This window comes from Thiocapsa sp. (assembly GCF_011390875.1).
Taxonomy (GTDB): Bacteria; Pseudomonadota; Gammaproteobacteria; order Chromatiales; family Chromatiaceae; genus Thiocapsa.
The window spans coordinates 1-7,376 of the sequence record NZ_JAABRP010000221.1; the positions used below are offsets into that span (position 1 = coordinate 1).

Below are 7,376 nucleotides of genomic sequence, written 5' to 3' on the forward strand. Positions count from 1 at the left end.
CACGAAGGCACGGGCGTTGGAAATAGCCAGACCGCAGAGGTTGGAGATCGCCAAGCCGAGATTCAGATATTGATCCCGATAGGCCGGGAACGGGATCTCGCGCACCAGTATCAGTCCTAAGACGCTATCCTGATAGTCGATCCGGAGAAAAAAGCCACTCCCGGACGGCATGATTAGATAGCCCTCGTGCAGCGCATCGAGCGCCTGCTGGAGATCGAGGCGGTCCTGAGGCCGCTCATCCGCGGCGAAAATCTCCTTGACCCTTCCCCCCTCCACCTGCGCGTACACCAGGTTTGTGCACCCGAAGAGCATCGCGAAGAGCTCCTGGATCTCGGCGATCGTGGCGTCCTCGTCGGTGATGTGCGACAAGCGAACCAATAGGTCGAAGGCCATGGCGTAGTCGGCGACCTTGCGGTTGGCCTGAGCCAGGACCTCCTTGGTGTTCGTCTCCGCGGCGAGATTGCGCCACTTGGCGATGGCACCGGAGAGAAAGAGCCTCAGATAATCCAGACCGACATAACGGCTGCGGCACGGCAGACCCAGATACCGAGCCATTGCCTCGAGCTCCCCGACGGCATGCGGGTCGTTGCCCGTATCCAGGAGCAGAAGCTCGCGCGTGCATTCTCGGAAAAACTGCCCCGCCGTTTCGCGATCGAAGCCCATCTCGCGCAAGTGCTCGCGCCACCGCTTGATCCAGCCGGCCGTGACGAGATAGGCACCGGCTTGTCTCTCGGGCTCCAAGACATCGCGTCCAGCCAGGAGGTGAACACAGTGGTCGAGCTTCACCAAGTGCACGCGAGGATCCAGCGGCGCCGCGCGCGTCTGGGCATCGCACCCGAGGAGCACCAAAGCGCTGTCGTAGCCTTCGGGCGGCGGGGTCTCGCGTGCCTCCGCCAGGTTGCATCGTCCGGGACGCAGGGTGCAGACGGCGGGATAAGCCTGGACGCGCACACCGTCCTCGCCGAGGCCCGCGAGGGCGGTCTCGACATCGTTTCGAAAATGGCTGCAGACCCTCAGACACAGTGTTTCCGCCACGGTCAGCTCCGGGGGCCCTTCAAGGGCGTGGAGCTCGCGCCGTCGCGAGAGACATCGAGCGGGTAGGTTCCCCAGCGCTGGACCGCCTCGGCGATCGCCAGCAGTGTACTTTCCGTAACCTGATAGGGGATCTCGCCGTGATTGTCCGACAGGATGAATCCGCCGCCGTGACCGGCCGCGGCGATCGCCGCCTTGACCTGCTCCTCGGCCTGCTCCGGTGTCCAACGACGCATCTCGATTCCGTTGAGGTTGCCGAGCAACGGCATATTGCCGGCCGCACGTTGCTTGAGTGCGGCGAGGTCGTCGAGCATGCTGACCCCGATGACCGCCGCACCGGTACGGGGAAGCTCCTCCAGGATCGGCATGCAGCGGCCGGAGGCGAAATGCATCGCCACAGGCCCCTTGATGCCTGCCAGTGTGCGCATCGCCACCTGGAGTCCGGTCCTGCGAAAATGCTCGGGCGAGACGATCGTCGAGGACGAGACCGGGTCGAAATAACAGATGGCCGTGGCACCCGAGGCCAGCTGGGCGTTCGCCCATTCGATACAGAATGCCTCGTTCACACGCATCAGGCGCTCGAAGAGTGCAGGCTGCTCGAACATGAGGTTGAAGTAGGCTTCGAACCCCATCTGCATCACCGGCACCGAGAAGGGAGACATGACCACGCCAATAATGGGGGTTTCGTCGCGCCCTGCCGCCTTGAGACCGCTGGTGGTCTCCAGAACCTTGATCAGACACGGACAATCGGCGACCCGCGGCGGCTCGAGCGTGCGGATCTGCTCCGGTGTTCGAATGAAGGGCCGGCCGGCATTGGGCGGACCGTCCTCGGTAAAGTGCACATCCCCGCCCCATGCCTCGGTCTCGATCGAGGCGTAGAAGAAGGTGTAGAAGCAATCGTTGCGATACTTGCGACGCAATCGCAGCTGACCTTCGATCACGTACTCCGGCCGCGAGAAATAGGTCTCGATAGAGAGCCCGAGCTCGTGCGCGCCGTGCATGGTGAGCAATAGAAACAGCGGGACCCGATCCGGCTCGCGATGGTCGAGCGTGGTCAGCACGCGTTCGAGCGAGGTCATAGGACGGGCGCTCATGGGCGATGCTCCTTCGGCAGTTGATCAAGAAGCTTACGCACCACGGTGACGCCCTCGGCCGCGGTACCGGCCATCGCGTCGGCACCGACCTCCCGCCACAGCTCGGTGTCGAAACGAAAGGGCGCACCGCCCACCAGGATGAACGGATGACAGCCCGCTCGATCCAGCGCATCTCGAACCCTTTTGATACGCAGCGCGGAGGGGAGCATCAAAACCGAGATCAGCAGCACGACGATACCGTCGCGAACGACCCGACTGACCAGGGCATCGCCGTCGACCGTCCCGTAGTCCTTCAGCTCGTAGCCGCTGGCGCGCAGGACGGAATACACCATGCGTTTTCCAAGCAGGTGATAGTCGTCGAGCACCGCGATCGCCATCGGAGGCTGGTCCACCGGACCCGGATCGGGCGGAGGCAGGATGGCGTTGACCATTTCCTCACACATCCGACCGCTCATATAGACCTGCGACAGAGAAACCTCGCCGCGCTCCCACAGGTCCCCGATACGCTCGAGGGACGGCACGACCAAGCGCTCGACGACATCCAACCGTGCATCGGCTGAGGTCTGGTCGCCGAGCGCCCGCTTCGCCGCGACGCGGTCCATCGCCAGCAATGTATTGAGGAAGTTCTCGACGGGATCATCGCGTGTCATGGATTTTTCTTGACCATCGGATCGTCACGAGAGGGTATCGCCCGATGACTCTCCCAGCACAGAAGACCGATCCGGTTAATAGTGAATCGCCCGAAATAGGCGGGCTAATACTACCGGAAATCGATCTTCATCCCCCACCGATAACCTGTCCCGGGCCTTCGGACGCTTGGATCGCCCGCGCTTGCGGGGCGTTTAACGCGATTATCATTGCGCCTTGTCAGGGAAAAGGCGCCCGATCTGAACTAGTCTGCTGAGCGGTAAACGGGCGGGCGGCAGCGGTAGCGCATGTCCGGACCACGACCGGGCGCAGACCCGGCCCCAGCTCACCTTCCGGAGCCACATCATGCGAGCCTCGATCGGCGCCGTCGCCGGATTTCTTTTGATCGCACTCTTCAGCGTAAGCTCCGGCGCCCGGGATACCTGGCCGACACCGCCGGCAACCGCCGTTGCGCCTCCCCAGGTCTCCGGCCCGCTGCAAGGCGGCACCGCCGATCACACCAAGTTCGACCAGCTCAAGGGGCCGTTCAGCTCCGGGCCGGAGGTCACCGTCGCCTGTCTCGGCTGCCATACCGAGGCCGGCGATCACTTCATGCGCAACATCCACTGGACCTGGTCATACACGAACGAGGCGACCGGACAGCAACTCGGCAAGCGCTATCTGATCAACAATTTCTGCACCAATTCCCGCGGCAACGAAGGCATGTGCGCCCAGTGTCATGCCGGCTACGGCTGGAAGGACGAGAACTTCGACTTCACCGACGAGACCAATATCGACTGCCTGGTCTGCCACGAAACCACGGGGACCTATTACAAGACGCCGAACAGCGCCGGCAATGCGGCCTGCTCGGTCATGTTCGAGGGCAAACCGCCGATCGATCTGGCCGCGGTCGCACAGAGCGTCACGCTCCCGCAACGCGCCAACTGCGGAGCCTGCCACTTCAACGGCGGCGGCGGCGACAACGTCAAGCACGGCGACCTCTCCTCGGCCCTGAAGAGCCCGCCGAGGACACTCGACGTCCACATGGGTGTCGACGGTCTGAATTTCGCCTGCACGGCCTGCCACATCACCAACCGGCATGTCTGGGCCGGCAGCCGCTACCAGGTCGTCTCCAGGGATACCGAGGGCACGGGCAAGCCGGGCCAGCGCACCGACGTCGCCACCTGCGAATCGTGTCACGGTCTCTCGCCGCATCCGGTGGATTCCCTCGCGGGCTTCAAGCTCAACGATCACGTCCAGAGCATCGCCTGCCAGACCTGTCACATCCCCGAGATCGCGCGCGGCGGTGTCGCAACCGTCGTTGATTGGGATTGGCGCACCGCCGGCAAGACCAAGGACGGCGAGGGCTATCACGAGGAAGGCTACATCCAGGGCAACGGCGACCACCGTTACACCTACAAGTCGATCAAGGGCAATTTCACCTTCGACGAAAACTTTCCGCCCAGCTATGGCTGGTTCGATGGCCAGATGCTCTACACCACCATCGACACCACATTCGACCCGCAGGCCGAGTCTATCGAGATCAACGGCTTCACCGGCTCGCGCGAGGATCCGAAATCCCGGATCTGGCCATTCAAACGCATGCACACCTGGCAGCCCTACGACAAAGGCAACGGCACACTGGTCTACACCCATCTGTGGGGCGAGGACGATGCCGCCTATTGGGGCAATTACGACATGGGTAAGTCGATCGCCAAAGGCATGGCCGACTTCGGACTGCCCTATTCAGGCGAGTTCGGCTTCATCCAGACCATCTCCTGGTGGCCCATCACCCATATGGTCGCACCCAAGGAGCAGGCGCTGGGTTGCGGTGACTGCCATACCCCGACCGGCAGCCGGTTGGCCTCGGTCGAGGGTGTCTACATGCCGGGCCGAGACCATAACCGCTGGCTGGACATCATCGGGACGCTTCTGGTCGCCGGCACCTTGGGCGGCATCCTCATCCACGGCCTGGTTCGCTTCTTCTCGCCGTCCCATGGCTCCAAGGGAGAGCAGCACTGATGGCCACACGCCGCGTCAAGATCTTCAGCCTGTTCGAGCGCTTCTGGCACTGGTCCCAGATGCTGCTCATCGTCACCCTCTTGATCACGGGTTTCGGACTGCACGGCTTCCATGATGTCTTCACCTTCGAAGAGGCCGTCACCCTGCATACCTCGGCCGCCTTCGCGCTGCTCCTGCTCTGGATCTTCAGCATCTTCTGGCTCTTTACAACGCGCACCTGGCGCCACTTCATCCCGTCTGCATCCGGGATGTGGGGTGTGCTGCGTTTCTACAGCTACGGCATTTTCAAGGGCGAGCGCCACCCCTACCGCAAAGCGTATTGGCGCAAGCACAACCCCTTGCAGGCGCTGGCCTACCTCATGCTGAAGATCGTACTGTTTCCGGCAATCTGGATCACCGGGCTCGCCTATCTCTTCTATTTCGCGTGGCGCGACGTGCCCCACGCCACGCAATGGCTCAACGGCGTTGCGGTAGTGCACACGGCAGCGGCCTTCATGATCCTCGCGTTCGTGCTCATCCATGTCTACATGCTGACCATCGGGCACTCCTTCCGCGAGCACCTGATGCCGATGATCAACGGCTTCGACGAGGTGGATCTCACGCCGGAAGAAGAGGCCTATCTGAGCAAGGATCAGCCGGGAGACATCCGCTGATCCGAAATCCGGCGCTCGCCGGGGCGTAGGTGCGAATGTATTCGCACTTATGCTGCGGAGCGTGCGAATCGATTCGCGCCTATACGCCTGATTGTGATGATGAATTCGCACCTACGCGCCCGGATCCGGCCCGATCGGTCGGCAGCTGAACCCGGACCGCTAGCCCTCCTTTGCTCGCGCGCTCGAAGTCGAGTACCCCTCCGTAGGCATCGACAACATCCCGAGCGATCGCGAGTCCCAAGCCGTTGCCATCTCTGCGCTCGTCGAGACGCAAGCCGCGTTCGCCCAGCCTCGGAATCTGCTCGGAGGGGACACCAGGGCCATCGTCCTCGATGGCGATCTCGACGCGATCGCCGACGCTCACCCGGATTGCCACCTCGGTCCGCGCCCATTTGGCGGCGTTTTCCAGCAGGTTTCCCAGCAGCTCCAGTAAGTCGTCGCCGATGACCGCGGCTCGGGCCTGCGCAGGCGCGACCATCTGCCAAACGAGCCGCGCCCCTTCCGGGGTGCGTTGCAGCGTGCGCAACAATCGGTGAATGGTCTCGACCACGTCGGCATGGGACGGCTGTAGACCGGTTCCGGAGCGCAGCCGGGCACGCACCAACTCGCGCTCGACCCGTCGCCGCATGGACATCGCCAAGTGCTCCAGATCGTCGGCCAGGGGCGCGTTGCCCTGCTCACGCAAGCGCTGCGCATCGGCCACCAGCGCACCCAGCGGTGTTTTGAGTCCGTGAGCGAGGTCCGCGGTCCAGGCCCGCGCGCGCTCGATCGCCTGCTCGCGGGCCTCGAGGAGTCCGTTGACCTCGCCGACCAGCGGCATGACCTCATCCGGGTAGGCCTCGGCGAGGCGCCGCGTCCTGCCGGTGCGAATCTCGCCGAGGCCGCGTCGCACCGCATCGAGCGGCGCAAGACCGGTTTGGATCTGCACGAAGGTCGCCAGCGCCAGAACAATCCCAATGAGGCCAAGATAGGGCAGCATGTCGGCCGCGAAGGCATCCCGCGCCGCGATCAGCTCTGCTCGATCGACCCCGACCATGAGACGCAAGGGCATGAGCCCGCCGGCCGCCTGCAGGCGAATCCGACGCTCGCGCACCAATAAAATCTGCGCGTCCGGACCCATGACCTCATGGGCGTGCACGGTGCCCGGATGCAGGTCGTCGTCGGTCAGATCGACCAGATGATCCCAGAGCGAACGCGAGCGCAGGAGCCCCGGCCGCGCCGGGCCGTCGATCTGCCAATAGAGCCCGCTCAAGGGCTGAGCGAAACGCGGGTCGGCCGGCTCGCGCGCGAGCTGAACCTCCCCCTCCGGCGTGATCGTCATCGCCGCGGCAAGCTGATTGAGCTGCGCGCGCAGCTCCTCGCCGATACGCCGCTCGACATGGCGCTCGAAGAGGGTCAGGAGACCGAGTCCGGCAACCGCCAAGGCCAGCGTGATGGAGAGTGCGGCTCCGATCCAGAGACGGGCGCGCAACGAGCGGCGGGTCATCGGAGAAGGGCCTCCAGCTTCCCGCCTCCAGCCTCCAGCCCCCAGCTTCCCGCCACCCGCTTTTTGCTTTCCGCCTCAAACTGCAGACCCATTGCGGCCGAGTCGGTATGCTCTGGACCACAAGTGAAATGGAGTGACTCCGCAATGCCGAAGAGTGGAAGTCCACGACCGATGGCTGGAAGCAGGAGGCTGGCGGCAGGCGGGAGGCGGATGGAAGCCGGCGGCCGGCGGCTCAACGGACTCAACGCGCCTCCTCCTCGACCAAATACCCGAACCCACGCCGCGTCTGAATCAAATCGACCCCGAGCTTGCGGCGCACACGCCCTACCAGGACCTCGACGGCGTTGGACTCGCGCTCGAAGTCCTGAGCATAGAGCTGCTCGGTGAGCTCGAGCTGGGAGACGACACGCCCGGCATGCTGCATCAGATAACTGACGAGACGGTATTCCTGCGGGGAGAGAT

7 protein-coding genes are annotated in these 7,376 nt (G+C 63.8%); 2 read left to right on the forward strand and 5 right to left on the reverse strand.

The annotated features are described in order from the left end of the window. From GPT33_RS15620 to GPT33_RS15630, 3 genes are all read right to left on the reverse strand, one after another. Window positions 1-1,035 (reverse strand): DUF1638 domain-containing protein (locus tag GPT33_RS15620; protein WP_296810631.1); only part of this gene is annotated, 1,035 nt, incomplete at its 3' end. A gap of 2 nt (window positions 1,036-1,037) precedes the next feature. After that, entirely contained in the window at window positions 1,038-2,126 is a 1,089-nt protein-coding gene (locus tag GPT33_RS15625; RefSeq protein ID WP_296810634.1) for a uroporphyrinogen decarboxylase family protein, read from the reverse strand. Continuing rightward, window positions 2,123-2,776: a cobalamin-dependent protein gene (locus GPT33_RS15630; RefSeq protein ID WP_296810637.1), complete on the reverse strand. Its 654-nt coding sequence runs from the start codon at window positions 2,774-2,776 to the stop codon at window positions 2,123-2,125. Before GPT33_RS15630 ends, GPT33_RS15625 begins: the two co-directional genes overlap by 4 nt. Window positions 2,777-3,119: 343 nt before the next feature. Between GPT33_RS15630 and GPT33_RS15635 the strand changes: the two genes are divergently transcribed. Together GPT33_RS15635 and GPT33_RS15640 are read left to right on the forward strand one after the other, a co-directional pair. Beyond that, window positions 3,120-4,775, forward strand: coding sequence for a tetrathionate reductase family octaheme c-type cytochrome (locus tag GPT33_RS15635; RefSeq protein ID WP_296810639.1), 1,656 nt, complete (start codon window positions 3,120-3,122; stop codon window positions 4,773-4,775). Continuing rightward, a complete protein-coding gene (locus GPT33_RS15640; protein ID WP_296810642.1) occupies window positions 4,775-5,428 on the forward strand; it encodes a cytochrome b/b6 domain-containing protein in 654 nt (217 codons plus the stop codon). Before GPT33_RS15635 ends, GPT33_RS15640 begins: the two co-directional genes overlap by 1 nt. A gap of 79 nt (window positions 5,429-5,507) precedes the next feature. Here GPT33_RS15640 and GPT33_RS15645 read toward each other — a convergent pair whose 3' ends face one another. After that, on the reverse strand, window positions 5,508-6,914 hold the full coding sequence (locus GPT33_RS15645; RefSeq protein WP_296810644.1) for a HAMP domain-containing sensor histidine kinase: 1,407 nt from the start codon (window positions 6,912-6,914) through the stop codon (window positions 5,508-5,510). A 241-nt stretch (window positions 6,915-7,155) separates the two neighbouring features. Then, window positions 7,156-7,376: winged helix-turn-helix domain-containing protein (locus GPT33_RS15650; RefSeq protein WP_296810648.1), on the reverse strand; the 221-nt coding region annotated here is incomplete at its 5' end.